The 24,738-nt window shown below is 67.8% G+C and carries 27 protein-coding genes; 5 read left to right on the forward strand and 22 right to left on the reverse strand.

Features of this window, described 5'->3' with window-relative positions; all coding sequences use genetic code 11:
• Positions 1-882 precede the first annotated feature (882 nt).
• Both J0L98_RS13155 and J0L98_RS13160 read left to right on the forward strand, forming a co-directional pair.
• Positions 883-1,593: an NAD(P)H-dependent oxidoreductase gene (locus J0L98_RS13155; RefSeq protein ID WP_296412229.1), complete on the forward strand. Its 711-nt coding sequence runs from the start codon at positions 883-885 to the stop codon at positions 1,591-1,593.
• A 28-nt stretch (positions 1,594-1,621) separates the two neighbouring features.
• Positions 1,622-2,422: an aldolase/citrate lyase family protein gene (locus tag J0L98_RS13160; RefSeq protein WP_296412230.1), complete on the forward strand. Its 801-nt coding sequence runs from the start codon at positions 1,622-1,624 to the stop codon at positions 2,420-2,422.
• A gap of 658 nt (positions 2,423-3,080) precedes the next feature.
• Here J0L98_RS13160 and J0L98_RS13165 read toward each other — a convergent pair.
• Together J0L98_RS13165 and J0L98_RS13170 are read right to left on the reverse strand one after the other, a co-directional pair.
• Positions 3,081-4,208, reverse strand: a complete 1,128-nt coding sequence (locus tag J0L98_RS13165) for an acyl-CoA dehydrogenase family protein (RefSeq protein ID WP_296412231.1) — start codon at positions 4,206-4,208, stop codon at positions 3,081-3,083.
• A 13-nt stretch (positions 4,209-4,221) separates the two neighbouring features.
• The gene (locus J0L98_RS13170; protein ID WP_296412232.1) at positions 4,222-5,400 is read right to left on the reverse strand and encodes an acetyl-CoA C-acyltransferase; all 1,179 of its coding nucleotides are present in this window, start codon (positions 5,398-5,400) and stop codon (positions 4,222-4,224) included.
• A gap of 147 nt (positions 5,401-5,547) precedes the next feature.
• Between J0L98_RS13170 and J0L98_RS13175 the strand changes: the two genes are divergently transcribed.
• From J0L98_RS13175 to J0L98_RS13185, 3 genes are all read left to right on the forward strand, one after another.
• On the forward strand, positions 5,548-6,558 hold the full coding sequence (locus J0L98_RS13175; protein ID WP_296412233.1) for an AraC family transcriptional regulator: 1,011 nt from the start codon (positions 5,548-5,550) through the stop codon (positions 6,556-6,558).
• 67 nt (positions 6,559-6,625) lie between these two features.
• Positions 6,626-6,868, forward strand: a complete 243-nt coding sequence (locus J0L98_RS13180) for a type II toxin-antitoxin system ParD family antitoxin (RefSeq protein ID WP_296412234.1) — start codon at positions 6,626-6,628, stop codon at positions 6,866-6,868.
• 14 nt (positions 6,869-6,882) lie between these two features.
• Entirely contained in the window at positions 6,883-7,197 is a 315-nt protein-coding gene (locus tag J0L98_RS13185) for a type II toxin-antitoxin system RelE/ParE family toxin (protein WP_296412268.1), read from the forward strand.
• Between the two features lie 30 nt (positions 7,198-7,227).
• On the opposite strand, the gene J0L98_RS13190 is transcribed toward J0L98_RS13185, so the two are convergent.
• The 20 genes from J0L98_RS13190 to J0L98_RS13285 all read right to left on the reverse strand — a co-directional run bounded on the left by J0L98_RS13190 (position 7,228) and on the right by J0L98_RS13285 (position 24,622).
• Positions 7,228-8,649, reverse strand: a complete 1,422-nt coding sequence (locus J0L98_RS13190) for a nickel-dependent hydrogenase large subunit (RefSeq protein ID WP_296412235.1) — start codon at positions 8,647-8,649, stop codon at positions 7,228-7,230.
• On the reverse strand, positions 8,646-9,647 hold the full coding sequence (locus tag J0L98_RS13195; protein ID WP_296412236.1) for a HupU protein: 1,002 nt from the start codon (positions 9,645-9,647) through the stop codon (positions 8,646-8,648). The genes J0L98_RS13190 and J0L98_RS13195 overlap by 4 nt, the downstream gene beginning before the upstream one ends.
• Positions 9,647-11,188 carry a sigma-54 dependent transcriptional regulator gene (locus tag J0L98_RS13200; protein WP_296412237.1) on the reverse strand — a complete coding sequence of 514 codons (1,542 nt, stop codon included), beginning with the start codon at positions 11,186-11,188 and terminating at the stop codon, positions 9,647-9,649. The genes J0L98_RS13195 and J0L98_RS13200 overlap by 1 nt, the downstream gene beginning before the upstream one ends.
• A gap of 37 nt (positions 11,189-11,225) precedes the next feature.
• Positions 11,226-12,281, reverse strand: coding sequence for a hydrogenase expression/formation protein HypE (gene hypE / locus J0L98_RS13205; RefSeq protein ID WP_296412238.1), 1,056 nt, complete (start codon positions 12,279-12,281; stop codon positions 11,226-11,228).
• Position 12,282: 1 nt separating this feature from the next.
• Entirely contained in the window at positions 12,283-13,401 is a 1,119-nt protein-coding gene (gene hypD, locus J0L98_RS13210; protein WP_296412239.1) for a hydrogenase formation protein HypD, read from the reverse strand.
• On the reverse strand, positions 13,398-13,625 hold the full coding sequence (locus J0L98_RS13215; protein WP_296412240.1) for a HypC/HybG/HupF family hydrogenase formation chaperone: 228 nt from the start codon (positions 13,623-13,625) through the stop codon (positions 13,398-13,400). Before J0L98_RS13215 ends, hypD begins: the two co-directional genes overlap by 4 nt.
• 53 nt (positions 13,626-13,678) lie before the next feature.
• Entirely contained in the window at positions 13,679-14,668 is a 990-nt protein-coding gene (gene hypB, locus J0L98_RS13220) for a hydrogenase nickel incorporation protein HypB (RefSeq protein ID WP_296412241.1), read from the reverse strand.
• Positions 14,669-14,689: 21 nt separating this feature from the next.
• A complete protein-coding gene (gene hypA / locus J0L98_RS13225) occupies positions 14,690-15,031 on the reverse strand; it encodes a hydrogenase maturation nickel metallochaperone HypA (RefSeq protein ID WP_296412242.1) in 342 nt (113 codons plus the stop codon).
• Entirely contained in the window at positions 15,024-15,947 is a 924-nt protein-coding gene (locus J0L98_RS13230; RefSeq protein ID WP_296412243.1) for a hypothetical protein, read from the reverse strand. Before J0L98_RS13230 ends, hypA begins: the two co-directional genes overlap by 8 nt.
• On the reverse strand, positions 15,944-16,405 hold the full coding sequence (gene hybE / locus J0L98_RS13235; RefSeq protein ID WP_296412244.1) for a [NiFe]-hydrogenase assembly chaperone HybE: 462 nt from the start codon (positions 16,403-16,405) through the stop codon (positions 15,944-15,946). The genes J0L98_RS13230 and hybE overlap by 4 nt, the downstream gene beginning before the upstream one ends.
• A gap of 8 nt (positions 16,406-16,413) precedes the next feature.
• Positions 16,414-16,629 (reverse strand): rubredoxin, encoded by a 216-nt coding sequence (locus J0L98_RS13240; RefSeq protein WP_296412245.1) that lies wholly within the window; start codon positions 16,627-16,629, stop codon positions 16,414-16,416.
• The gene (locus J0L98_RS13245) at positions 16,629-17,522 is read right to left on the reverse strand and encodes a hydrogenase expression/formation protein (RefSeq protein ID WP_296412246.1); all 894 of its coding nucleotides are present in this window, start codon (positions 17,520-17,522) and stop codon (positions 16,629-16,631) included. The genes J0L98_RS13240 and J0L98_RS13245 overlap by 1 nt, the downstream gene beginning before the upstream one ends.
• Entirely contained in the window at positions 17,519-17,980 is a 462-nt protein-coding gene (locus J0L98_RS13250) for a hypothetical protein (RefSeq protein ID WP_296412247.1), read from the reverse strand. The genes J0L98_RS13245 and J0L98_RS13250 overlap by 4 nt, the downstream gene beginning before the upstream one ends.
• Complete coding sequence (gene hypC, locus J0L98_RS13255; RefSeq protein WP_296412248.1) at positions 17,977-18,282, reverse strand: HypC/HybG/HupF family hydrogenase formation chaperone; 306 nt, start codon at positions 18,280-18,282, stop codon at positions 17,977-17,979. The genes J0L98_RS13250 and hypC overlap by 4 nt, the downstream gene beginning before the upstream one ends.
• 2 nt (positions 18,283-18,284) lie before the next feature.
• Complete coding sequence (locus J0L98_RS13260) at positions 18,285-18,908, reverse strand: HyaD/HybD family hydrogenase maturation endopeptidase (RefSeq protein ID WP_296412249.1); 624 nt, start codon at positions 18,906-18,908, stop codon at positions 18,285-18,287.
• Positions 18,909-19,077: 169 nt separating this feature from the next.
• Positions 19,078-19,398, reverse strand: coding sequence for a HigA family addiction module antitoxin (locus tag J0L98_RS13265; protein WP_296412250.1), 321 nt, complete (start codon positions 19,396-19,398; stop codon positions 19,078-19,080).
• On the reverse strand, positions 19,398-20,102 hold the full coding sequence (gene cybH / locus J0L98_RS13270) for a Ni/Fe-hydrogenase, b-type cytochrome subunit (protein ID WP_296412251.1): 705 nt from the start codon (positions 20,100-20,102) through the stop codon (positions 19,398-19,400). Before cybH ends, J0L98_RS13265 begins: the two co-directional genes overlap by 1 nt.
• Positions 20,103-20,166: 64 nt before the next feature.
• Positions 20,167-21,963, reverse strand: coding sequence for a nickel-dependent hydrogenase large subunit (locus tag J0L98_RS13275; RefSeq protein ID WP_296412252.1), 1,797 nt, complete (start codon positions 21,961-21,963; stop codon positions 20,167-20,169).
• Positions 21,964-23,052, reverse strand: coding sequence for a hydrogenase small subunit (locus J0L98_RS13280; RefSeq protein ID WP_296412253.1), 1,089 nt, complete (start codon positions 23,050-23,052; stop codon positions 21,964-21,966).
• Positions 23,053-23,275: 223 nt separating this feature from the next.
• Positions 23,276-24,622, reverse strand: coding sequence for an ATP-binding protein (locus tag J0L98_RS13285; RefSeq protein ID WP_296412254.1), 1,347 nt, complete (start codon positions 24,620-24,622; stop codon positions 23,276-23,278).
• Positions 24,623-24,738 lie beyond the last annotated feature (116 nt).

The following is a 24,738-nucleotide window of genomic DNA, read 5'->3' on the forward strand; positions in this document are numbered from 1 at the left end:
GCACACCTAACGGCGGTGATGCGGGCACGTCGACCGGGCCGCTGGCCGTATTTCCCGGCGATTCACGTTGTTCACCAAGTGGAATTTTCTGCCAAACGTGATCGGGTGAGATATGAAGGACCCCCTCGGGGGGCAGCGACCCCCACGAAGTGGGGTGAGCGTGGGGGCTCAAGCCAGCCGCCGGGCCGCCCCAAGGCAGGCGCCCACCCCCTCGGGGGGCAGCGACCCCCACGCAGTGGGGCGAGCGTGGGGGCTCAAGCCAGCCGCCGGGCCGCCCCAAGGCAGGCGCCCACCCCCTCGGGGGGCAGCGACCCCCACGCAGTGGGGCGAGCGTGGGGGCAATAGCCACCCGGCACCTCTCTCGACCGATACACATCCTCCCCTCCCAGGATCTCGGTCGTGTTCTTCCCCTTCGCGAGGGCGGCTCGCGAAGGGGATTTTTTTGGTGACAGGCGCTGAAGTGGGAAGCCGCCCTGTTGGGTCGAATTCATCCGATTTTCCTCGGTTGCCCTCCCCGAGCCAGACGTAAACCCAATGCTGACGCGGGTTTGCCCTCCACTGGAGGTATCACCCGATGGGTGAAGCAGAAGGGATTCATGGGACGCACTGAGGGCGGCTGGAGGAACTGTGGGGGCGACTTCAGTCGCCCGCGGACTTTGATTAACGGCATGCCTGTGATCGACGCGCGGATGGGCGACTGAAGTCGCCCCTACAAGTCGCCCGTACAGGAGAGACCGTATCGACCGTCAGACGACGCCTCAAACGGAGGGAATCAGGTTCATTCCAGCGCGGACTGGGATGAACGGCATGTCGATGATGCAGTGAATCGGGGCCGAATGAAGTCGACCCCACGCCTTTTGCCGGACACTGAAGGAGAAGCGCATGAACGTACTGATAGTCTTTGCCCACCACGAACCCCGTTCCTTCAACGCCGCCATGAAGGACGAGGCGGTGCGCCTGCTGGAAGGGGAGGGCCACGCGGTGCAGGTGTCCGACCTCTACGCCATGAACTTCAACCCGGTGGCCAGTGCCACCGACTTTGGCGAGCGGGCCAACCCGGACTACCTCGTGTATGCCCTGGAACAACGCAACGCCTTCAACAAGGGCACCCTGGCGCCGGACATCGCGGCCGAGATCGACAAGGTCAAGTGGGCCGACCTGATCATCTTCAACTTCCCGATCTACTGGTATGGCATGCCGGCGATCATGAAGGGCTGGGTGGACCGGGTCTTCGTCTCGGGCTTCTGCTATGGCGGCCGGCGCATCTATGACAAGGGCGGGCTGAGGGGCAAATCGGCCATGCTGGCCATCTCCCTGGGCGGCCAGGCCCACATGTTCGGGCCGGATGGGATCCACGGTGAGCTCGAGGTGATGCTCCAGCCCATCCTGCGCGGCATGCTCGGCTACGTTGGCCTGACGGTGCTGCCGCCCTACGTGGCCTGGCACGTGCCCTACGTCAGTCCGGAGGCCCGCGTGGAGATTCTCGAAGCCTACCGCCGGCACCTGCTGACCCTGGATGCCCGCCCGCCGCTGCGCTTCCCCTCGGTGGACGATTTCGATCAGAACCTGCGCCCCCGGTCTGCGGTAGATTGAGGGCTCAGACGACCTGGAGTTGAACGCAATGGATTTTCCCGAAAACCGCTTCAAGCGGCGCCTGCGGGCGGGCGACGTGCAATATGGCCTGTGGCTGGGGCTGTCCGAGGTCTTCAGTGCCGAGATCTGTGCCGGCGCGGGCTTCGACTGGCTGTTGATCGACGCCGAGCATGGCCCCAACGATTTGCGCACGATCTTCGCCCAGTTGCAGGCGATCGCCCCCTACGACACCCAGCCGGTGGTGCGCCCACCCCAGGGCGACCACGTACTGATCAAGCAGCTCCTCGAGACCGGGGTGCAGACCTTGCTGATCCCCATGGTGGAGTCCGGTGAGCAGGCCGCTCACCTGGTCGAAGCCATGCGTTATCCGCCGGCCGGCATCCGCGGGGTGGGCAGCGCCCTTGCCCGGGCCTCGCGCTGGGGGCGGATCGGCGACTACACCCAGCGCGCCAACGACGAGATGTGTCTGCTCGTGCAGGTGGAAACCCGTGCCGGCATGGCGCAACTGGATGCGATCCTGGCCGTGGAGGGCGTCGATGGGGTGTTCTTCGGTGCCGCCGACCTGGCTGCCTCCTGCGGTCTCCTGGGTGAACCCAACCACCCGGACATCGTGGCCATGATCGAGGACGGCCTTCGCCGCAGCGCCGCTGCCGGCAAGCCCGGTGGTGTGCTGTGCGGCGACCGGGAACTGGTGCATCGCTACCACAGCGCCGGAGCCCGCTTCATCGCCGTGGGCGTGGATTCCCTGCTGCTGGCCGCGGCCACCTCGGGGCTGGCGGCGTCATACAAGCACGGTGAGCCGTATGCTGGGCCGGGGGGTGGGTATTGAGCTTCGGAACGCTCGTGCCCTTCCGGGCCGGCTTTCCCGTGTTTGGCGTATCGTTGGCCGGGTCTCGCCCCGGCGGGCGACTGACTTTCTTGCGTCGCCAAGAAAGTCAGCAAAGAAGGCGACCCGGCCACCCCGGTCATTCGCTGCGCGAATGACTGCCCTGCGCTGCTCCCAGCAGGCGGCCGGCGCGGAACTCGCCCTTCGGGCTCAGACAGCCGCGCCGGACTTCCCCGCCTGCTGCTGCGCTGCTCGGCGGGGCGGAACGGGCTTTTCGGATGCACCGAGCCTCTACGGACGGAAAGGTCGGCACTGGCCGCTGATCACCTGCATCTTCTTTCCCCTCTGGCGCGCCGACTGGAGGGTTCGGCAGGCGGAAAAAGGGCTGCGCATGTTTGAGCCCGCAGGGCGAGTTTGCGCAGACCCCGCCTGACGGGCCCGGAAGGGCGAAGGTGGGGTTTCGCGGAGCATGCTCCGCGCCACCGTAGCCGGTCGGATGTGCAAATCCGACCGCGGGCGGGCACCCCCGCAGGGGGCGCGACAGCGGGGTACGTTTTCTTGCTTTCTTCTTTGTCGTACAACAAAGAAGAAAGTCGGCCGCCGGGCCGAGACCCGGCCAATGTGACGCAATACAAGGGAAAGCCACCCGCCACCCGGCGGCTCAGAGCGCCCGCGCGATCACCATCCGCTGGATGTCGGACGTCCCCTCGTAGATCTGGCTGACCCGCACGTCCCGGTAGTGGCGTTCCACCGGGTAGTCGGCGATGTAACCGGCGCCGCCGTGGATCTGGATGGCGTCGGAGCACACCTTCTCGGCCATCTCGGTGGCAAACAGCTTGGCCATCGACGCCTCCTTCAGGCAGGGGTGTCCGGCGTCCTTCAGGCTTGCGGCGTGCAGCGCGAGCTGGCGGGCGGCCTCGACCCGGGTGGCCATGTCGGCCAGGCGGAAGGCCACCGCCTGGTGCTCGATCAGGGCCTGGCCGAAGGACTGGCGCTCCTTGGCGTAGGCCGTCGCCGCCTCCAGCGCTGCCCGGGCGATGCCGATGGCCTGGGCGGCAACCCCGATGCGCCCGGGCTCCAGGCTCGAGAGGGCGATGCGGTAGCCTTCGCCCTCCTTGCCCAGGAGGTGGTCTGCAGGGATGCGGCAGTCCTCGAGGATGATCTGCGCCGTGTCCGAGGCATGCTGACCCATCTTGTTCTCCACCCGGCCGACGATGTAGCCCGGCGTGTCGGTGGGGACCAGGAAGGCCGAGATGCCCCTCTTGCCGGCCGACTTGTCGGTGACGGCGATGACGATGGCAAGCTGGGCGTTCTTGCCCGTGGTGATGAACTGCTTGACCCCGTTGAGCACCCACTGGTCGCCGTCGCGGGTGGCCGTCGTGCGGATGGCCGCGGCGTCGGAGCCAACGTGGGGCTCGGTGAGGCAGAAGCAGCCCAGCCATTCGCCGCTGGCCAGGCGCCCCAGATAGCGTTCCTTCTGCGCCTGGGTGCCGTAGTTCAGGGTGATGCCGCAGGGCAGGGAGTTCTGCACGCAGGCCACCGTGGAGGTGGCCGCGTCGCCGGCGGCGATCTCCTCGATGATGAGCACCAGCGAGACGTAGTCCAGCCCGGCACCCTGCCATTCCTCGGGTATGACGATACCGAGGCCGCCGAGGGCGGCGAGCTCCTTGAGCGCTTCCGCCGGGAAGCGCCGGGTCCGGTCCCATTCGCTGGCGAAGGGGGCCAGACGCGCCTGCGCGAAGTCGCGCAGGGTGTTCCGGATCATTTCCTGTTCCTGGGTGAGGATCATGGCCGGGCTCCCGTCACAGGATTTCGATGGTCATGGCCGTGGCTTCACCGCCGCCGATGCACAGGCTGGCCAGCCCGCGCCGCAGGCCCCGGGCGCGCAGGGCATGGATCAGGGTGACGAGGATGCGCGCGCCGGTGGCGCCCACCGGATGGCCCATGGCACAGGCGCCGCCATTCACATTGACCACCTCGGCCGGCAGCCCCAGCTCGTCCATGGCCAGCAGGGTGACCACCGCAAAGGCCTCGTTGATCTCGAACAGGTCCACGTCACCGACGCTCCAGCCGGCCCGCTCGAGGGCGCGGCGGATGGCCGGTGCCGGCGCAGTGGGAAAGCGGCCGGGCTGCTGGGCATGGGTGGCGTGGGAGAGGATGCGGGCCAGGGGGGTTAAGCCACGCCGCTGGGCTTCCGATTCGCGCATCATCACCAGGGCTGCGGCGCCGTCGGAGATGGACGAGGCGTTGGCGGGGGTGATCGAGCCGTCCTTGGTGAAGGCCGGCTTGAGCTTGGGGATCTTGGCGATGTCGCAGGTGCCCGGCGTTTCGTCGTCGCTGATGAGTTGCTCGCCCTGGCGGCTGGGAATGGCAACCGGCGCGATCTCGTCGCGGAAAGCCCCGCTGGCCACCGCGTGCTGGGCGCGGCGCACCGATTCGGCGGCGTAGGCGTCCTGGCGCTCCCGGGCGATGCCGAACTCGGCCGCCGCCAGGTCGGCAAAGTAGCCCATCAGCTTGCCTTCGTAGGCATCCTCCAGGCCATCCAGGAACATGTGGTCGAAGGCCTGGCCGTGGCCCAGGCGGTAGCCGCCGCGGGCGCGGGTCAGCACGTAGGGGGCGTTGGACATGGACTCCATGCCACCGGCCAGGCCCACGCTGCAGCTACCGGCCAGCAGCATGTCATGGACGAGCATGGTGGCCTTCATGCCCGAGCCGCACATCTTGGTCAGGGTGGTGGCCGGCACCGAGTCCGGCAGGCCGGCGCCGAGCACCGCCTGGCGGGCCGGCGCCTGCTTGACGCCGGCCATCAGGCAGCAGCCGAACACTGCTTCGTCCACCTCCTGCCCCAGCTCGCCGAGGCCGCTGAAGGCGCCACGGATGGCCGCGCTGGCCAGTTGCGGTGCGCTGAGGGGGGTAAGGCAGCCCTGGAAGGCACCGATGGGGGTGCGGCGGGCGGCAACGATCACGATGGAATCTGGCATTGTGTTCTCCTGGTGGTCTTGTTATTGGGGTGCCTCGAGTGGCGCGGCCTAGTCTAGGAGGCGGCCTGCCTGCCTTCCCACGTCAAAAACCCTCAAAATACGTGCGCGGATTTACCACCCCGGCCGGCCTGGAGGCGGCATGCGACGATGGAGAAGGGCACGATCTCGATGGATTTCGTGGCGGAGGCCCTGCTGGTGGCCCGCCAGCGCGGGCTCGACATTGCCGCCCTGGTGGCCGGCGCCGGCTTGTCGCCGGAGCTGTTGGCGATTCCCCAGGCCCGGGTGTCACCCGAGCAGTACGGCGCCCTGTGGCACGCCCTGGCCGACGCGCTCAATGACGAGTTCTTCGGCATGGATTCCCACCCCATGCGGCGGGGCAGCTTTGCCATCCTGTGCCATGCGCTGCTGGACTGCCCGACCGTGGGGCGCGCCATCGAGCGGGCTTTGCGTTTTTTCTCGCTGGTGCTCGATGATCTGAGCGGCCAGCTCCGGGTGGACGGTGCCCGCGCCGAAGTGGTGCTGTCCGACCGGGGGCCGCCGGGCCGCCTGTTTGCCCACGGCACCCTGTTCGTGGTCCTCTACGGGGTGGCCTGCTGGCTGGGGGGGCGGCGCCTGCCCCTGATGGAGGTGAATTTCTGTCAGCCCTGCCCGCCCAACCTGGCCGAATATCGGCTGGTCTTCGGCAACACGCTGCGTTTTGGGGCGGCGGTGAGCGCCCTGGCCCTGGATGCCCGGCTGCTTGGCCTGCCGGTGATCCGCGATGCCGCCGCGCTGCGGGGCTTCCTGCGCCAGGCGCCGGCCAACTTCCTGGTCAAGTACCGCAGCCAGGCTGGCGACGTGGCCCGCATCCGCGGGCTGCTGTCGGAACGGCCCCTCGCCGAGTGGCCGAGCTTCGAAGCGCTGGCCGGCGCCCTGCACACCACCCCGTCCACCCTGCGCCGCCGCCTGGAGCGTGAGGGCGCATCCTTCCAGGTGATCAAGGACGACCTGCGCCGCGACATGGCCATCGACCTGCTGTGCAACTCCACCCGGTCGGTGGATGAGATCGGCTTTGCCCTGGGTTTCTCCGAGCACAGCGCCTTCTACCGGGCCTTTCGCCGCTGGACGGGGGCCAGCCCGGGGGAGTATCGGGGCAAGACTGCGGGTCTTGCGGGGTAGGGAGTGGCGCGCCAGACCGTGGTCTTGCCAAATTTGCCAATGAACCCAGGCTTACGCCATGCGCACGATGAACATCTCTCTCCCTGACACCTTGAAGTCCTTTGTGGACGAACAGGTCAATCAGCGCGGCTACGGTACGAGCAGCGAGTATGTGCGCGAGTTGATCCGCAAGGACCAGAATCGTATGCATCTACGCGGCTTGCTGCTGGCAGGTGCGGCGTCCAGTCCGACCACCCTGGTCGACGCCAGCTACTTTGAAGGCCTGCGGGACCGGGTACGCAGGAGTGCCAAAGCCGGCGCTCAGGGGTAAAAGCAAAGCCGGTCATCCCGCGTGAGCAGGCCAACCGGGACGTGGACGAGGCCGTTGCCTACTATCTGCGTGAGGCGGGTGACGGCGTGGCGCTTGGTTTCATCGATGCGCTTGAGAAGGCCTACGGCCACATCGGTCGCCACCCGGCCACCGGCTCTCCGCGTTACGCCCATGAACTCAACTTGCCCGGCCTGCCGTATTGGCCGCTGGCACGCTACCCGCACCTCGCGTTCTACGTCGAGCACCCGGAACACATCGATGTCTGGCGTGTGCTGCACGGCCAGCGGGACATTCCAGCGTGGATACCGGAGCCCGACACCTTGTTTTGAGGCACGCCCTTACACATCAGCCGCTTACGGCTAATGCACCGTACACACCATGCAGGGGTCGAAGGAGCGCACCACGTGCTGGATCAGGGGCGGGGCGCCCTCTCCGGCGGGGAGGCCGACGAGGGCCTGTTCGAGGGGGCCGGGCTGGCCCGCTGCGTCGCGGGGAGAGAAGTTCCAGGTGGTCGGGGCGATGATCTGATAGCGCGCGATGCGCCCGTGGCGAACGCTGAGCCAGTGCCCGAGGCTGCCGCGCGCGGCTTCCGTGAGGCCGACGCCGTCGGCCTCGTCGGGGATCTCGCCCTGGGTGCAGAAGGCTTCGCCGGGGGTGAGCTGGCGAGCCCAGCTTTCCATGGCCGGTACGAGGCTGGCGAGTTCGATCATCCGGGCGCTGATCCGTGCGGTGACGCTGCCGCCGTGGCTGGCCACGAATGCCTGGAGCAGGGGGTGGCCGGCAAGTAGCTGGCGGGCCAGGGCGCCGGTTTCGGCAACCTGGCCGGCGTAGCGCGGTGCCTTGCACCAGGTGTAGGCGTCCGCCTTGTCGGCGGCGACCCGGGTGTGACCGTTGGCCGGGGCTACCGCATCGCTGCCGTACAGCCAGGCGTGGCGGTGGTCTTCGCTGATCCGCCCGATGTCCAGGGGCTCGGAAGTCATGCCTGCGGACAGCAGGCCCGGGGGAAGCAGATCGTAGGCACCGAAGGACAGGAAGCGGTCGCAGGCTCGGCCGGTCTGTTCCAGGCGCAGGGTGCGCGCGGCCCGCAGGAAGGCCGGAAAGTCGCCCTGCCGGGCCTCGGCCCAGGCCTGCAGCGCGTCGATGGAGCCCAGGGCCGCGACCGCCTCCAGGGCATCGCCGAACAGGGTCTTTTCGAGGAAGGCACGAAAATCCCGGATCTGGGCCAGCACCCGGATGCGCTCGGCGCTGCTGATGGCCCGCGTCGTGCCGCCCGGCTGCAGGGCCAGGGTGTGGGGCCAGCGGCCGGCGAGGAAGCCCATGAGGCGCAGGAAGCCCGCGCGGGCGGGGAGCATGTCTCCCGACGCCGTTCCGTTGAGGGCGGCGAAGCGCTCCGAGACCGCGCCATGCCAGGCGTGGTGGGCATAATCGGACCGGGCAAAGTCCGGCATGAAGAAGAGGTAGAAATGGGTGAGGTGGTCGGCGAGGTTTTCGGTGGCCTGGATCAGGTGTCGGGCCAGGCGGCCATTGGGCGCCGGCACGATGCCGGCGGTGTCGGCCAGGGCAAGGGCGGCGGCGGCCGACTGGGCGACGGAGCAGATGCCGCAGATGCGCGGAACGATGGCCAGCGCATCCAGGGGGGCGCGACCCACCAGGATCTGTTCGAACCCGCGGAACAGGGGCGAATTGACCCGCGCGGCGGAGACCTGTCCGCCCTCCACGTCGAGCTGGAGTTCGAGGTCGCCTTCCACCCGGTTGAAGGGGCCGAGCACCAGGCGGCTCATTTCTGTTCCGTCCGCTTGATGGCTGGCGCGACCACCGGGTGATCGGCCACGGCGTTGTCCCGCACCCGCCGCGGCGTTGCGGACTTGGACAGCGCCGCGAGGGCGACAAACCAGGCCTTGGGCATGTCGGTGGGCAGGCCGATGGGAATGCCCGCGAGCTTCGGGGTTTCGGCGAAGGGATGGCCGGGCGCTTCGAAGTCGGGCGAGGTGCAGGAGATGCACGGAAAGCCGCCGCGCACGCATGATCCGCTCCCGTTCCAGGTGCGGGTATTGCAGTCGGCGTGGGCCTGGGTACCCTTGCAGCCCATGTTCTCCATCAGACAGCCCAGGTCGGAGGGCTTGGTGGCGCTGGCCTTGAATTCGTAAAACTCGTTGCGGGGGCACCCATGGTGAACCAGGTGTTCGGCATAGAAGCGGGGGCGCTGGAGGGCATCCAGGTCGTCGGCGGTGAAACCCTCCAGGGCCAGCTTCTCCAGGCTGTCCACCACCCAGCCGGGGTGGGTTGGGCAGCCGGCGATGTTGATGACGGGCAGGCCGGCCCGGCTGGTGAAGGCCTTGCCGAGAAGGCCGCCCGGTGCATCGCCTTCATACTGCAGGCCGCAGGCCTCCAGGGGGTTCTCGGGTGACGCCGCGGAGAAGCCGCCGAAGGCGGTGCACGAGCCGATGGCGAAGACCCAGCGGGCGTGGCGCGCCAGGCGTCCCACCCAGTCGGTGAGCGGTCGCCCGTCACCCGCCATCAGGTGGAAGCGGCCGGTGCCGTTGGGGCCGCGCAGCATGGCGCCCTCCACACACAGGATGTCAAAGCCCGTCCGGCCCTCGGCCAGATCTTCCAGCAGGGTCAGGGCCTCCCGGTCACTGGCCGCGGAAAGGGCGGGGTGCCAGACGATGTCGATGCCGGCGTCGCGCAGTTCGGCCAGGAGGGCGCGGGGTTCGCTGCACAGGAGGGACTGGGTGCACCCTCCGCAGCCGCCGCTCTGCAACCACACAAGGCGCAACATCAGGCCGACTCCAGGCCGTGGCGCACGAGCTTGGCACGCAGCCCCACCCGGGACAGGCCGAGCTCGCGGGCCACCCGCGACTTGTTGCCGTCGTGGCGCGCCATGGCCTGCCGCAGCACCTGCATCTCCAGCCGGTCCATGCGCTCTTTCAGTTGGCCGTGGCCGTTGTGGGTGACGAGGGCTGAATCGTCATCGTCGTCGCTGCGGTGTGGGTCCGGCCCGGGCAGATCAAGGGCGCGCAGCAGGCGCGGTGAGAACAGGCCGGCGCCAAGCTCTTCGCCCTCGCTCAAGGCAACCATGCGCAGGATCTCGTTCTGCAGCTCGCGCACGTTGCCGGGCCAGCGGTACTGCGCCATGACATGGCGGGCCTCGACACTGAAGCCGGTGACCGTCTTGCCCAGGGCGCGGGCGCTGCCGGCCAGCAAGTGCCCGGCGAGGGCCGGCAGGTCCATGGGGCGGGCGCGCAGGGGGGGAACATGCATCGAGATGGTGGCGAGGCGGTAGTAGAGGTCTTCGCGGAATCGGCCGGCCGCCACTTCCTCGGCCAGATCCCGGTTGGTGGCGGCAATGACCCGCACATCCGCCTGCACGGGCCGGCTGCTGCCAAGGGGGCGAAACTCGCCCTCCTGCAGGACGCGCAGCAGTTTGACCTGGAAGGCCGGGCTGGTTTCGCCGATCTCGTCGAGAAAGAGGGTGCCGCCATTGGCCTGCTGGAAGAGCCCGATGCGGTCCTCGACGGCGCCGGTGAAGGCGCCGCGCTTGTGGCCGAAGAGTTCGGCTTCGAGCAGGGAGTCGGGCAGCGCGCCGCAGTTTTCGGTGATGAAGGGCTGGTTGGCACGCCGGCTCTCGTAGTGCAGTGCGCGTGCCACCATCTCCTTGCCAGTGCCCGACTCGCCGGTGACCATCACCGACAGATCGTAGGGTGCAATGCGCCGGACCAGATCGCAGAGCTCTTCGAGGGGGCTGCCCGGGGCACGGATCAGCCCGTCGAGGCCGAAGGTCTGGCGGGCGCGTTCGCGGCGGTCTGCAACGCGCTGGCGCAGCACGGGCTCGGCGGTGCGGAACTCCAGGCTGAGGCGCTGGTAGTCCTGCTGCAGGCGCCACAGTTCGGCCGCCTTGGTGATGGTCAGGAGGAGTTGCTCGGGCTGCCAGGGCTTGAGCAGGTATTGCCAGATGCCGGCCTCGTTGACCCCGGCAATGATGTCCTCGGCGTCGGTGTAGCCGGAAAGGATGAGGCGCACCGTGTCGGGCCAGCGCTCCCGCACCAGACGCAGGAACTCGACACCGGTCATGCCGGGCATGCGCTGGTCGCACAGTACGATCTGCACCCCGCCGTGGAGGGCCTCCTGGGCCATCATGGCTTCGCCTTCCTCGGCACTGGAGGCGCACAGAACCCGGAAGTCCTCTTCCAGGGTGCGGCGCAGGGCCTCCTGGGAGCGCACTTCGTCGTCAATGACCAGGACAGCGGGCGGCTTGGCAGTGGGCATGGGGCGCGTGGGGTGGGCGGTGCCTGGGGGAAAGGGGGGGCGGTTGTCGAGCATGATAGTCGGCCTGCGCAGTAGATCGGGTCACATGCGCTCAGCAGATGCGAGGTAGCTGGTCGCCATTCAACCAGTCCACGATGCGCCGCCCGCCTAGGGTGGTGGTCATCTGGACGAAGCGGTGCGTGTCGGCCTGGACCGTGCCGATGCGTGCCGCCCGAGCGCCGAGGGGGTGGGCACGCAGGGCCGCCAGGGCGGCATCGGCGTCGTCGGGGGCGACGATGGCGAGGAGCTTGCCTTCGTTGGCCACATACAGGGGGTCGAGGCCGAGGAACTCGCAGGCGGCGGCGACGGCCGGGTTGATCGGCAGCGCGGCTTCGTCGAGCACGATGCCGACGCCGGATTGGCGGGTGATCTCGTTGAGGGTGGTGGCGAGGCCGCCCCGCGTCGGGTCACGCAGGGTGTGGACCCGGGCGCCGGAGGCAAACAGGGCCTCGGTCAGTCCATGCAGTGCGGCGCTGTCGGACACGATGGGCGTTTCGAAGCCCAGGTTTTCACGGGCGGCCATGATGGCCATGCCATGGTCGCCCAGGGTGCCGGAGATCAGCACCACGTCCCCCGGGCGGGCATGTCGGCCCGATACGTCGCGGTCGGGGGGCAGGCTGCCGACGCCGGTGGTGGTGATGAACACGCCGTCACCCTTGCCGCGCTCGACGACCTTGGTGTCGCCGGTGACGATGGGGACGCCGGCCACGCGGCTGGCCTCACCCATGCTTTCGACGATGCGGGCAAGGTCGGCGAGGGGGAAGCCCTCTTCGAGGATGAAGGCCGCGGACAGCCACAGGGGCCGTGCGCCCATCACCGCCAGATCGTTGAGGGTGCCGTGCACCGACAGGCTGCCGATGTCGCCGCCGGGGAAGAAGAGGGGGGAGATCACGTGGCTGTCGGTCGCCATCACCAGCCGGCCATCGGCGCCGGGCAGCACGGCGCCGTCGTCACCCTGGGCCAGGAAGGGGTTGTCCAGGTGGCGGGCAAACAGCTCTTCGATGAGCTGGGCCATGGCCCGGCCGCCCGAACCGTGGGCCAGATCGATGCGGCCGTGTTTGAGATCGAGGGCGCGGCCAAGACTGCTGCGGGTTTTCGGCGCGGGCATGTCAGGCGTCCTTGTAGCGGCCGTAGGTGTAATGGGCGGCGCAGGCGCCTTCGGAACTCACCATGCACGAGCCGACGGGGTTCTCCGGGGTGCAGGCGGTGCCGAAGATCCGGCATTCCTGGGGGCGTTTGACGCCACGCAGGATGGCGCCGCACTCACAGGCCTTGTGGTCGGCGACGCTCCGGTAGGCCACCGGGAAGCGCGCCTCCGCGTCGAAGGCCCGATAGGCCGGCGCCAGGCCCAGGGCGGAGTCGGGAATGGTGCCGAGGCCCCGCCACTCGAAGTCCGGACGCCGCACGAACACCTCTGCGACCAGCGCCTGGGCCTTGCGGTTGCCCTCGTGGCTGACGGCGCGCACGAACTCGTTCTCGACCTCGGCCCGGCCTTCGTTGGTCTGGCGTATCAGCATCAGGATCGCCTGCATCACGTCGAGGGGCTCGAACCCGGCGATCACCACCGGCTTGCCGTAGCGCTCGGCGCAGAAGGCGTAGGGCGCGCTGCCGATGATGGTGGACACGTGGGCCGGGCCGACGAAGCCATCGAGGGGAACGCCCCCCGCACTGGCCGGCGCTTCCAGGATGGCGGTCATGGCCGGCGGGGTCAGAACATGGCAGCACAGCACCGAGAAATTGCCCAGGCCGAGCGCCGCGGCCTCCCGGATGGCCACCGCCGTGGGGGGCGTGGTGGTCTCGAAGCCGATGGCGAAGAACACCACCTGCCGGTCCGGGTGCTGCCGGGCCAGGGCCACCGCATCGGCGCTGGAATAGACCATGCGGACGTCTGCACCGCGCGCCCGCGCCTTCAGCAGCGACAGACCGTCGGAGGCGGGCACGCGCAGGCAGTCGCCGTAGGTACACAGCATGACACCGTGGTCGAGGGCCAGCCGGATGGCCTGGTCCACGCGACCGATGGGGAGCACGCAGACGGGGCAGCCCGGCCCGTGGATCATGCGCACGTTGGCGGGCAGCAGATCGGCAACGCCATAGCGCGAGATGGCGTGGGTGTGACCGCCGCAGAATTCCATGAAGTGATAGTGGCGCCGGGGGTCGGCGGCGCGGGCGATGTCGGCACCGAGCTTGCGGGCCAGTGCGCCATCGCGGAATTCGTCGATGTATTTCACGGCGCGGTGCTGCCATCCAGCTCGGCAAAGAGGGCCAGGGTGCGTGCGGCTTCGTCCGGGTCGAGCTTGCTGAGGGCAAAACCCACGTGGACGATGACGTAGTCGTCCAGGGCGACGTCCTCGACCAGGGCCAGGGAGATCTCCTTGCGTACCCCGGCCAGGTCGACCACGGCGAGATCACCGTCGCGCAGTTCGACCACGCGGGCGGGAATGGCTAGGCACATGATGAAAGGCTCCGGGTAAGCGTGGTGGGGGGCAATGTTGGGCGCATGGTCGTTCAGGCGCCCCGGAGCCGGGCCAGTTCGCGCTCAAGGCTGTCGATCCGGGTCTGCTTGACGGCGCCCAGCTCGGTGTCGAGCCAGGCAAGCCAGGCGTCGAAGCCGTCGCCCCGGGTGGCGGAGACGGTGAGTACCTGGAGCTGCGGATTGATGCGCCGGGCGTAGGCAATGGCCTGATCCACGTCGAAATCCACATAGGGCAGCAGATCCATCTTGTTGATGATCATCAGGCGGGCCGCATGGAACATGTCCGGGTATTTGAGCGGCTTGTCGGCGCCCTCGGTGACCGACAGGATGGCCACTTTGGCCGCCTCTCCCAGGTCGAAGGCCGCCGGGCAGACCAGGTTGCCCACGTTCTCGATGAACAGGATGCCGCCCGCCGGCAGGGCGATCTGCGCCAGGGCCTGGCCCACCATGTGGGCGTCCAGGTGGCAGCCCTTGCCGGTGTTGATCTGCAGGGCGGGCACGCCGGTGGCGCGGATGCGCTCGGCGTCGAAGGCGGTCTCCTGGTCGCCTTCGATGACGGCCAGTGGATGGTGGTCCTTCAGGGCGGTCAGGGTTCGGGTGAGCAGGGATGTCTTGCCCGACCCCGGGCTGGACACCAGGTTGAGGGCAAGGATGGCCTGCCCAGCCAGGTGCTCGCGGTTGGCGCGGGCGTAGGCGTCGTTCTTGCCCAGGATGTCCTGCTCGATCCGCACCATGCGCGCCTGGCTGAGGCCGGGCGCATGGGCGCGCGCGGGGCCCTGACCGTAATGCAGGGTGCCGGCGGGCACGTAGGGGTGGTCATGGGTGTGGCTGTGGCTGTGCCAGCTTCCGTCGGCATGTTGATGCCAGTGGCCCTGGCCGGCCGTGGCCGGCGGGTGCGCGTGGGTCTCCCCCTCGTGGGGGTGGCTGTGGCGGGTGCCGTCGGCATGCTCATGCTCGTGTTCGTGGGGGGGCTGCCCCTCGATGCGGGTCTCACCCGCGCCGCACCCGCAGACTGTACACATGGCTGGATCCTTCCTGTTCTTTCACTCAATCTCGATTTCGCGAACCTGCATGTCGGTGCCGCCGGTCGGCTGGATCTGGAACCTGCCGCAGTGGGGGCAGGGTGCGTAACGTTCGCCAAGGGCCACCGTCTTGCCACAGGGCATGCACCAGCCACTGCCCTGTATCTCGTCAATGACCAGTTCCGCACCCTCCGCCACACTGCCGCGGGTGACCACGTCGAAGCAGAAGGCGAGGGCGGATGGCTCCACCGAAGACAGCCGGCCGATTTCCAGGACCACCTGCTTGACCCGCCGGGCGCCTTCCCGGCGTGCCGTCTCCTCGATGATCTGGAGGACGCCTTCGGCGAGGGACATCTCATGCATCGGTCAACTCCAGTTCATGGGGCACGCAGGGGTCGAGGGCCAGGATGGCCAGCGCAAGGGCTCGCCGGGCCGCTGCGGGGTCGGCGAAGGGCGCCGCGCCGAGCACGCGTGTCAGGCAGCCGGCGTCGGCAAAGTGCGCATCGGTCGGTGCCCGTATATGGTAGTCGCGGATGAGGCCGCACTCCAGGCGCATTCCGTGGCCGAGGAGGCCACGGGCGGTGAGGGTCTGGGCCGCACCAAAGCTGGCTTGTGCGCGGGCGGCGACCGGGTAGGGGGCCGCTTGCCGAAGGGCGTCCAGGTCACGTCGGGCAGCGGCAAGCAGCGCCTGGTAGGCGGCTGCGGCCGACGGGGGGGTGAGGGTGACGGTGGCGGAGGGCTTGTCGAGGCAGGCCGCCAGCCAGGCGTCGGCGTCCAGGATGGGCGGCGGGCTGGCGGGGGCTGCGCCCAGGCGAGCCAGGCAACGGCCGGCGATGCTGTCTGGGGAGGGCGGGGCGCCACGGTCGGAATGGGGGCCGATCAGGATCTCGGCAAACAGGCCCTCCGTGGCGGCGGCGAGATCCGCTCCCGTGCGGGCCGCGCGCCAGCGCCTGAAAGCATCGGTCGCCGGCGCCAGGCCGAGGGCGACCGGCCAGTCGAGCAGCAGGCGCCACAGGCGTTCGTGCAGGCTCTCCGCCCACAGGGGGCGGGCGTCCATCGCAGGTGGGGCCTCACCGCGGGCCGCCGCCAGGGCGTGTCGGGCGGCCAGCGCATGGGCCTGGCCGCACAGGCTGAAGATCAGCGGCAGGGTGGCGAGAACGCGCTCGGGGGGCTGGCCGATGAACAGGCGTGTGGCGGGGGGGCGTTCGAGGCAGGCGCTGAGGCCCGTGACGTAACCGTCGACAAAGCGCCCGGTAACCTTGAGCCGTCCGGCCTTCATGCCCCGAGCCCGAGGAAGCGGCGGCGTCCCGGGGCCCGGGCTGGTTCCTCACGGGCAGCCGGCGCCTCAAACAGGGCGGTGACGGCTGCCCGGGCGACCTGGCGGGCTTCGTCGTGGCTGCCGAACTCGAGGGCCGGAGAAAACAGCGAGCACAGGTGGAATTCGCCCAGGCTGTCTTCGCTCGCGCGGGTGAATTCATAGTCGCCGGAGGGGAAGCGCCACAGGCACTTGCCGTCAGCGCCGGCCCTTGGCCAGGGGGCTTCGCCGTCGGGCAGGCAGAGGAGATTGATTCCCCAGGGCGTGATCAGGGCGCCGGCCCAGTGTCCCGTCGGGGTGCGCCGGAAGTCGACGGCCTCCACGCCAAGCTCCGGGTTGCAAAGGGGCAGGCCGGCCATGCGGCCCGTGGCGATGGCGCGGAAGGCGGCTTCCAGGCGGGCGGCGGGCGAGGGAACGGACATGGGGTGATTCAGTCCGTGACCCGCATGAATTTGTGCTGGCCGGCTTCGCAGCCCGGGCAGACCCAATGGGCCGGCAGCGCCGAGAAGGGCACGCCGGGCGGGATGTTGCCCAGGGCATCGCCGTCGGCGGGATCGTAGACCCACCAGCAGATGCCGCACTCCAGTCGGGCGTCGGGCGGGAGCGCGTCGCGGCTGCCGAAGAAGGAGGAAACGTCGCCCGACATCAGGCCGGCTCCATCATCAGGGCAAGGTACTCGCCCAGGCGTTCGAGGGAGTCCGCGAAGTCCTCGGGGGCGGCGAGGGCCACCTCCGGCATGTCGGTGACCTCGATGGTGTTGAGGATCAGGGTGTCCATGCTGTTGAAGTACTGCACCCACCACACGTTCTTCAGGCGCGTGCTGGTGATCCGGCAATTGCCATAGCCCCGTGACAGCAGGGACACCTCCCGATGGCCGAGCCAGCCGTAGAGGGTGTCGAGGTCGGTGTCGGTGACGGGCAACAGCGTCAGGTTGATCACGTGGGCCATCTGACCCGGTCGCCAGCGGGCGGCCTGGGCGCGCAGCTCCTCCACCAGCGCTTCGGCGTTCATCACCCCCTCGGGGTAGTGGGGGGGCGCCAGTTGCGTGGCACCGGTGGTGCGCATGAGATCGGCCAGAAGCGCCGGAATCGGGCTGGCTTCAAGGGTGTCGGCCACGATGCGTTGTTCCGCATCCAGGCGCAGGATCCGCCACAGGCCGGCGAAGGCGGTCTCCTGGACACGCCAGTGTTCGGGTGCAACGGTGAAGGCGCTGACCTCGCCGTAGCCGAGAGACTGGGTGATGACTTCGAGCACGCCGGCTTCGAGGCCGCCCAGATCAAGGCGGGCGGCCGGTGCCCGGGCAAAGCGCTCGATGCTCAGGGTTTCCAGGTAGGGGCCGAGGATGGCTGCGGCGGCATGGATGGTGTCCTGGCTGGCGTTCTCGGGGATGCGCGGGGCCGAGAAGGTGTCCATCTGCGGCATGGGCAGGTAGGACGGGGCGTCGTCGCCCTGGGTGCCGGGGCCGATCAGGCCGGGAATGCCGGCGAAGTCGCCGAGGATGGCCCCTGCCGGGACGACGGGAATGGGAAAGGGCTTCATGCGCAGGCTCCGTTGGTGGCGGCGACGACCGTGATGGCAATGGGTCTGGGTTGGGCCGGCCCGTGCAGGAGGCGATCCACTTCGGCCTGGTATTCGGCCCAGTCGCGGATGCCGTTGAGGCTGCCCAGGTAGGCGCCATCCCGCAGGAAGACAACCGCGGGTGCGCGGCTGACCCCGTAGCGGGCCATCAACGGCACGCTGGCAGCGGCGTCGGCTACCCACGGGCTGACCGTGTCGGCAAAGGGGCGAAGGGCTTCGGGCAGGATCACGCAGGCATCGAGGATCTCGGGGTTGCGCTGGGGGTCGTCGGTGAGCAGCAGGGCGACCAGCCCGCGGGGCGAGAAGGCGTCGGTGTCCTCGGGCAGCACGGGCTGGAAGCCGTGATGCTCGACCATGCGGGCGATGCCCTGGCGGAGACGGTCCAGGGGGCTGGCGCCGGCCTTCAGGGGGGGAATCATGCGGAGTCCTTTCGCAGGAAGTCGGGGAGTTGCGGCTCACGCTCCACCAGGTCGGCGAAGTACGCGTCCAGGTCCGTGATGCCGCTTTCGGCCGCGCCCAGGGCGGCGAGCGCCTGATTGATGGCGTTGGCACGGGCTTCGTCTATCACTTCGCGCGCTGCATCGAGAAAGGTGATGAGCCAGGTGCCGACCGGCTGCGGGCCGACTAGCGCCAGATCGACGAGTGTTTCTCCGTGCGGCCCTTGGCAGCGTGCCCGGTAGGGGCCGGATTCGATCACCTGCATGGGAATGCCAAGACACATGTTCAGTCCTGCTCCAGGTTGAGGAAACGGGCATCGCCCAGCCGGCAGGCGACGCTGGCATCCGGGCGTCCGTCCTCGTAGGGGCGCAGATCCAGGGCGGCGTGGTTGATGCGTTCGCCATCCACCGTGCGGGGGGCGGGGACAGCGCCCCAGCGTTCCAGCCAGCGCAGGCCAAGGGCAAGGGCATCGGGCAGGCGGCCCTTCACCACCTCGCGCAGGCTGCCGCCGTAGTCCTCCAGCTCCTCCGGCTGAACGCCGATGAGCACCAGTTCGCGGGGCAGCTTGCCGGTCAGCTCGGCGGCCATCAGGACTTCCTGAAAGCCGGTCTGGTGCAGGCTCATCTTCTTGGCACCCATGAAGCGCGGTACCGCGTCGCCGACCACCTCCCGCAGGGTGGCGGGGGGATCGCCGTAATCGACGGCGTCGAAGACGAGCAGGCAGTCGGCCTCCTGGACGTAGGGCAGCAGGTAGAGGCCCTGGGTGCCGCCGTCCATCAGGCTCACCTGCTCCGGAAACTGCCAGGCGTCGTTGAGGGCCTCGACACAGCGCACCCCAAAGCCTTCGTCGGCCCACAGCAGGTTGCCGATGCCGAGGATGAGGACGCGGGGAGGGGAGGCGGAAGTCACGATGGGGGCTTTCTGTAACGGATGGAGTTACACATCAAGAGCCGTGCCAGTTTTGCGATGGCCCCTGGCAGTCCGGAAAAACCTTGTGCTTCAAGGGGATGAAAATGGCATCCCGATCTTGGGGTGGTAAGGGGCTTGCCGGTTCGGGTGTGTTCTGGAAGGTGAGTGATCACCGGGCACGGCTTCCCTTGTCGTCGATGGAGGCGCGAAATTGCCGGCGGGCCTGATGCAGATCCCAGGCATTCTGCAGGCCCATCCAGAACTCGGCGCTGGGGCCGAAGTAGAGGGCCAGGCGCAGCGCGGTGTCGGGTGTCATGCCGCGTTTGCCGAGGACCAGCTCGTTGACGCGGCGGCGCGAGATGGCAAGCAGGCCGGCCAGGGCTTCCTGGCTGACCCCGAGGGGGGCCATGAAGCGCGTGGCCAGAAAATGCCCCGGGTGCATGGGCGTGCGACCCGGGGCCAATACAACGCTGCGGGGGAGGGAAATCATCAATCCTTGAACATGCGCCAACCGGAGATCATGGTGGAGATGAGCGACTGTCGGCTCATGATGTCCTCGCGGATGGCGGCATACACGTGAACCAGGACAAAGGTCATCATGATCCACATACCCAGGCGGTGCAGGCTGTGCAGCTGCATCGAGCCACCCACGGCGGGAATGACCCACCCGAAGAGCTGGTCCTGCCAACTGCCCAGTCCGACCCCTTCGCTGTACAGGGCAAAGCCGGTGATCACCATGCCCACCGCCAGGACCGTGAAAAAGAAGAACATCATCAGCTGGGCCATCGGGTTGTGGCCGACGTACTTCTTGGGCGTCTTTTCCAGAAAGAGATACCAGCGCAGTTCGAAGAACACCTCGCTCCACCACTGCCCGTTGCCGATGGGCAGCATGAAGATCTGCCGCGCGTGATGATTGCCGACGAAGGCCCAATAGAGGCGGCCAAGCAGGCCGACAGCAAAGATGTAGGCCGCGCTGAAGTGGGCAAAGCGGATGTAGCCGAGCAGGAAGTTGTCGGAGGCTTCGCCCGGCAAGGTCGGCAGCGGCTTGCCGATGAAGTAGCCACTCACCGCCAGCACCACCATTGCCAGGGCATTGACCCAGTGCCACAGGCGCACCGGTGCTTCATAGACGTAGATCGACTTGACCGAGCGACCAAGCCGCTCGGCCTCCAGCATGTCCTGTTGTGACAGCATGTTCAGGCCTCCAGGGGGGTAGCGGGCGTGAGGGGCATCATGGCGCGGTGCCTGTCCGGCGCGCTCAGCGCACCTTGACCGACGACAGTTCCCGGCCGTCGGGACTCATCACGTGGGTCGAGCAGGCCAGGCAGGGGTCGAAGGAATGCAGGGTGCGCAGGATCTCCAGCGGCTCGTCGGCCTTGGCCACGGGCGTGTCCATCAACGAGGCCTCGAAGGCGCCGATCTGACCCTTATGGTCGCGGGGGCCGCCATTCCAGGTGGTGGGCACGACGCACTGGTAGTTGTCGATCCGGGTGTCCTTGATCTTGATCCAGTGGCCCAGGGCTCCGCGCGGCGCTTCGGTGAACCCGGCGCCCTTGGCCTCCTTCGGCCAGGTGGAGGGCTCCCATTTCTCGATGTTGGCGGTGTTCAGATCCCCCGCCTTGAGATTGGCGATCAGTTTGTCGAACTGCTGGCTCTGCAGCTTGACGCAGTAGGCTGTTTCCAGGCCCCGCGCCGCGGTGCGCCCCAGGGTCGAGAACAGGGCGCTCACCGGCACGTCGAGCTTCTTGAGGGCGCCATCCACCAGCGCGTGGATCTCCGGGTACTGCTTGGGCTGAAGATAGCCCAGCACCATGCGCGACAGGCAGCCCACCTCCATGGCATGGCCGCGCCAGCGCGGGGCCTTGATCCAGGAGTATTTGGCGCCTTCGTCGAGTTCCTTGATGTTGGTCTTGGTGCCCTTGGTGTTGGGGCCGAGCACGAAGTTCGGCTCGGTGACGCCGTCGAAGGGGTGCAGGCCCTTGGTTTCGTCCGGGTACTTGTACCAGGAGTGGGCGACGAACTCCTGCACCTGCTCCGGATCCTTCAGGTCCACCGGATGGATCTCATCGAGCTTGCCGTTGATGATGGCGCCCCGCGGCAGCAGCAGGTTGGCCGACGAGTAGTCGTTGGCCTTCTGGGGGATGTCGCCATAGGAGAGCAGGTTCTTCGACGACAGGCCGCCGCCGTACAGCCAGCCCTTGTAGAAGGAGCCGATGGCAAGCAGATCGGGGATATAGACCTGTTCCACGAACTCGGTGGCCCGGTCGATGATGCTCTTGACCAGGTTCAGGCGCTCCATGTTGACCGCACCCACGGCCCCCGTGCCCTCCAGGTTGATGGCACAGGGAACGCCGCCCACCAGCCAGTTGGGGTGGGGATTCTTGCCCCCGAAGATGGTATGGACCTTGACCAGCTCCTTCTGGAAGTCGAGGGCTTCCAGGTAATGGGCCACCGCCATCAGATTGGCCTCGGGTGGCAGCTTGTAGGCCGGGTTGCCCCAGTAGCCATTCATGAAGGGGCCCAGCTGGCCCGATTCGACGAACTTCTTGAGGCGGTTCTGCACGTCACGGAAGTAGCCGGGCGAGGACAGGGGCCAGGAGGAAATGCTCTGGGCCAGCTCCGACGTCTTCTTCGGGTCTGCCTTCAGGGTCGACACCACATCCACCCAGTCCAGCGCGTGCAGATGGTAGAAATGCACCAGGTGATCGTGAATGTAGAGGTTGAGCTGCATCAGGTTCCGGATGGTGTTGGCATTTTCCGGGATCTGGATGTTCAGGGCGTCCTCGACGGCGCGCACCGAGGTCAGGGCATGGGTGCCGGTGCACACGCCGCAGATGCGCTCGGTGAAGGCCCAGGCGTCGCGGGGGTCGCGCCCCTTGAGGATGACCTCGAGGCCGCGCCACATGGTGCCGGTGGAGACGGCATTGCGAATGATGTTCTTGTCATCGAGGTTCACTTCCACGCGCAGGTGGCCTTCGATGCGGCAGACCGGGTCAACGACGACCCGCTTGCCGGAGTTGTCGAGCTTGAAGCCCTGGGTTTCATAGGCGGCCATTCACTTTTCTCCTGCGTGTTCGGTTTCGCCGGCCTTGCGGCGTGCGCGTGCGAGGGCGGTCACGGCCGCATGGGCCGCCACGGCCGCCCCGACGGTGCCGGCCGCTGCCTTGCCGATGGTGTCGGCATTGGATTCGACGCCGAACTGATGGATGTTGGTCACCCGGTCATAGAAGCTGCCCTTGTCCCAGAAGCCTTCTTCCGAACAACCGATGCAGCCGTGGCCGGACTGGACCGGCCAGCTCACGCCACCATTCCAGCGCATGGACGAGCAGGCGTTGTAGGTGGTGGGGCCCTTGCAGCCCATCTTGTAAAGGCAATAGCCCTTGCGGGCCGCTTCGTCGTCCCATTGTTCGACGAACTGGCCCGCGTCAAAGTGGCCGCGCCGATAGCATTTGTCGTGGATGCGCTGACCGTAGAACATCTTCGGCCGCCCTTGCCGGTCAAGCTCGGGAATGCGGTCGAAGGTGAGCATGTAGGTGACGACCCCTGTCATGACCTCGGCGATGGGCGGACAGCCCGGCACGTTGATGATGGGTTTGCCGGAGATCACCTTGTGCACCGGCGTGGCCCGGGTCGGGTTGGGCTTGGCAGCCTGCACGCAGCCATACGAGGCGCAGGCACCCCAGGAAATCACCGCCTTGGCATCGGCACAGGTTTCCTTGAGCACTTCGACAAAGGGGCGGCCACCGTGGATGCAGAACATGCCGTCCTCGTTGAGGGGCGGGTTGCCCTCGACGGCAACAATGTAGTTGCCCTTGTACTTCTTCTTGACCTCTTCAATGATGGCTTCCGCCTGGTGACCGGCGGCGGCCATCAGGGTGTCGTCGTAGTCGAGGGACAGCATCGACAGCACCACATCCTTGGTCAGGGGATGGGCCGAGCGGATGAAGGACTCGGAGCAGCAGGTGCACTCCAGGCCATGCAGCCAGATCACCGGCGTGCGCGCCTTGGTCTCCAGCGCATGGGCGATGCGCGGTGCCGCGGCGCTGCCCAGTCCGAGGGACGTGGCCGTGAGACTGCAGAATTTCAGGAAGCTGCGCCGGGTGATGCCCTGGCGCCGCAGCACTTCATAAAAGGTTTCGGTCACGGGTGGTTCCCCCTCGTTGTTCTGGCGTCAAGTCGAGGGTGGAATGAGCAACGGCCGTGCCATGGGCCACGCCAGGTCGCAGCCCTTTGAAAATCATGGGCTTGCACTGGGTGGCGGGTGGGCATGGAGGCGGGCGGTGGAAGCCTGCTTGCCGATCTCCATGGCAGGAGTGGCAAGGTGCCTTGCACCTTCGGGGCGGCGCACCCCGCCCGAAAGGGTGGGCTCAGTGGCTCCTGACGGGAAGCGTCAGGGTGAACACCGCGCCCCCGTCCGGATGGTTGTGGGCGGTGAGCTGGCCCCCGTGGCGCTCGACGATGCCGTAGCTGATGGAAAGCCCGAGCCCGGTGCCCTGGCCGACCGGCTTGGTGGTGAAGAAGGGCTCGAAGAGGTGCGCCATGTGTTCGCTGGCGATGCCGGGGCCGTTGTCGCGGAAGATGATGGTCAGCCAGCGGTCGCTCACCATGCCGGCAATGTGCAGGCTGGGCTGCGGGGTGGTGGCGGTGGCATCGCAGGCGTTCTGGATCAGGTTCATCACCACCTGCTGCAGTTGCCCCGATGAGCCCTGGCAGAACAATCCTGGTGGCAGATCATGGGACACCTGGAAGCGGGTCGGCGCACTCTGCACCACCCAGCGCACCGAGCGCCGGATCACGTCGGCCAGATCGACCGAGTCCCGCGCCGCCTTGTCGACGGCCGAGAAACGCTTCAGGGCATCGACGATGTCCCGGGTGCGCTCAGCGCCTTCGATCATGCCGTCGATCAGGGGCTGGAGATCGCGCTTGATGGCGTCGATACCCAGCTCGGCCCGCAATGCCGCCAGGCCCGGATCGGCCGCCGCCGCCGTGCCGTGCACCGCATCGAGGTATTTGTCGAGGCGTGTCGTGTAGCGCCGCAGGGACAGCACATTGCCGAGCACGAAGCTGATGGGGTTGTTCAGCTCGTGCGCCACACCCGCAACCAGGCGGCCCAGGGAGACCATCTTCTCGGCGTGCAGAAGCTGGCTCTGGGTGCGTTTCAGATCATCGTGGGCCTGGCGCAGGGCCTCATAGGCACGGCGCAACTCACCAACCGGGCGCCCGGTGACCACCATGCCGACGAGCTTTCCGGTTCGGGACAGGCGGGGCGTCCAGTTGAACGAAACCGGCACCAGGGCACCGTTCCCGGCCCGTAGCTGGAGCTCGCAATCATGGGCGCCGGCCTGGCCGTGGCTGATCAGCAGCTCGCGGGCCTTCGCCGTCTCGTCGCTGTCACTAAACAGATCGAACACCGGGGTGCGGAGGAGCTGCGCCGAGGCCTTGCCGGTAAAGCGTTCCAGCGACGAGTTGACCTCCTGGATGGTGCCGTTGCGGTCGCACACGATGAGGAGGTCGGAGATCGAGGCGAGAACACTCTCGATGAACTGGTGGGACTCCTCAAGCGCCCGGTTCTTTTCCTCGAGCGCCACTTCATGCTCGAGCAGGTCACTGTAAACCTGATCCATCTTCTGGATCACCTCTATCCACGCCAGCTCCCCAAGGTCGCCGGACGCGGGGGCTGGGTCGGCGGAAGGGCCGGAAACGGGCGTGCTCATGGCGGCAGTCGGCTGGGCAGGGGCAAAGGGCCATCGGGGGGCTATGGGGAGGGATTGTAGAGCAGGTGCTCTAAGGGGTGCGCCCCAATGGCATTTGCTGCAAAGCACCTAAACCA

The sequence above is a fragment of the Zoogloea sp. genome, assembly GCF_017302315.1.
Taxonomy (GTDB): domain Bacteria; phylum Pseudomonadota; class Gammaproteobacteria; order Burkholderiales; family Rhodocyclaceae; genus Zoogloea.